The following is a 1,946-nucleotide window of genomic DNA, read 5'->3' on the forward strand; positions in this document are numbered from 1 at the left end:
GCTGGCGAGATAGCGCGATGGCTTCGCGCTTGAATTCAGGGCTGTATTTTCTGCGTTTGGACATGAACACTCCTTTGGCACATTGTGCCTCTTTTCAAGAGTGTCCGCAGTAACGGGGTAGAACCCCAGGGAGTTCTCAGATGGCAAGACCCATCCTCGAATGAGCGTGGCTCCGGCGCTGCAGTTGTCTCGCGTGATTACTTCCTAAGCATGCTTGTGAAGGCTGGCCTCGAGCCGGTCTGGGTTCTCGCTGGAGAGAAGAATGTATATCCAGGTCAGAGCTTGGGTAGCTCCCGTGGCTTCGGTGGCTGCGTTGGTCACACAAGCGTCTACACGGTGGAGGCTGGAGCAATAAAGGTCGCGGGAACGATGACAGAACGCTACAAACCGAGTGCAGAGCAACTGCAAGCGCTGCGTGATGTTGATCAGTGATGTAGCGTATCCCACCTTTCTCTAGTAGGGGGTTGTTTCTTGGCCACAAGGAACAACAGGAGAAGGGCAGATTTTGGCCGTAGGCCGCCTTTCGCGATTTGGCTGAGCGCGCCAAAGGCTGCTATCGAGTGTCTACAAATACTAGGTCCGCATAGACATAACCGGCGACTAGCGTTGCATTCAATCCTTACATGTCATAACCTATAAGTCGGTTTGGAAGCCCCAGCGTCCCTCATCGCATGCAAGTGCAACGTAAATGCCTTCCCAAGCTCCGCTATTGCGAGCGTTGTTTTCATACAAGACCTAATCGAGCCGATCTAGTGTCTGTAACAGGGGGAACCAGATGCACATGGATCGATCGTCTGGAGTCATGTATGGCTACGTCTGTTCTATCACGCTCTCAAATAAAACTACTTTCCCAGATCCTCCATTCCACTTCCCTTTCACTTGGTCGCGACAGCCAGTTGGCTCTGCAGCGCGAGACACTCAGTCGCCTGCTGGGATTTAACGATTGGAATAGCGCAAGCGCTTTGTTGCCAGACAAGATCGCAGGCGATACCGATGTAGCTATTGCATTGCTTGAGATGCCGCAGCATGACGCCAAAAGAATCATGTGCGTTGGTCGTGATGCGCCGTGGCGACTGCCGGAAAAGGCACGTGATTACCTAGTCGATAGATCTGTTGATCCATCACAGTATGTGGTGACCAGCTACACAAGGCCTGATTCATTGCTGCCACAGGAAAAGAGGTACTACGAAACCATTTTCTCCCCTTCAGCTGGGGAGCCCATAACGTACAAAGAGCAACTGACTCCTGCAGAAATTGATTACAGACCTTCTTACCATACGCCCGTTGTTATTACCTTCGCCAATCTACAAGGCAAATTCGCATTCAAGCTAACTGTCTGGCTAGTCAGTCTTTATTCAAAGACCGATAGCGCGAGTTATTTCACTGGTGCGGCAGCCAAGCCACTGTATAACTCAATCATCCAAAGTATCACCGGAACTGAGCCGAAGTTACGCGAGGCTTATTGCATAGTCGGCAATGCCGACGCAAATTTTCCATACGCGATCGTCAGGTGCGATGAGAGGGGTGCAGAGCTCGAGTTCATTAAAGCGCTCCGATACTCGCCCGGTGGAGAAATATGGGAGCGTCTGAAGGGTTACAATGATCAGCTAGGCCTATCGCTATTGGACGTTGCCGAGGTCACCAATAGTCGGTGGATAACGGACTGCGAGAACAACGGCGGTGAAACTTACGATTAGGATTTGTCGGTATGAATGAACCGCCTTACGGGCGGTTTTTTTGCGTCATTGATTCGATCTTGGGGTTGCAGCCATCACCACGCCTCAAAGAGACCCGCTAAACCATGTGGGACAGTCCGGTTTCGGCCCAGAGTGTGTAAAAACACTTTTCGTATGTTGGATGACTAAGCCCAGTGCTCTTGGGCGAGGCGTTTTCCCGGACATTTGCCAAGATCAGTGTCGATAGCGCGTCAGAACGTGTATGAAGCT

General features: G+C 51.4%; 1 protein-coding gene. It reads left to right on the top strand.

The features are described 5' to 3' along the window. Nucleotides 1-806 precede the first annotated feature (806 nt). Nucleotides 807-1,697, top strand: a complete 891-nt coding sequence (locus tag EF096_RS20100) for a hypothetical protein (RefSeq protein WP_123891513.1) — start codon at nt 807-809, stop codon at nt 1,695-1,697. The last annotated feature ends 249 nt before the right edge of the window (nt 1,698-1,946 follow it).

It is taken from the genome of Pseudomonas neustonica (genome assembly GCF_003797945.1).
In the GTDB taxonomy this organism is placed as follows: Bacteria; Pseudomonadota; Gammaproteobacteria; order Pseudomonadales; family Pseudomonadaceae; genus Halopseudomonas; species Halopseudomonas neustonica.